The organism is Bifidobacterium sp. UBA6881 (genome assembly GCA_002451435.1).
In the GTDB taxonomy this organism is placed as follows: domain Bacteria; phylum Actinomycetota; class Actinomycetes; order Actinomycetales; family Bifidobacteriaceae; genus Bifidobacterium.
The window spans coordinates 4,272-4,489 of sequence record DKCF01000028.1 but is presented as its reverse complement, the minus strand read 5'-3'; the positions used below and the strand labels follow the sequence as shown (position 1 = coordinate 4,489).

General features: G+C 63.8%; 1 protein-coding gene. It reads right to left on the bottom strand.

Annotated features, from left to right (window positions below; all coding sequences use genetic code 11):
• On the bottom strand, positions 1-218 hold a 218-nt coding region (locus B3C64_RS02095; protein WP_291533377.1), incomplete at both ends, for a DUF4032 domain-containing protein.

Genomic DNA, 218 nt, shown 5'->3' with positions numbered 1-218 from the left:
GCATGCTCGGCGAGGAACCAACGGTGGTCCAGCACTTCGTGGAAGAACTGCGCCGGCTGGATCTGCGAACGGTATTCGCGTGGAATCATGCGGACCGTCGGCTCGAACACCTCACGCATCCAGTCGGTCGCGACGATCTCCAGGTCCTCGCCCTCACGCCATGTGGACGCACGGTAGGCGTCGAGGTCGTTGAGCAGACGACGCGCCTGGTTCTCCTG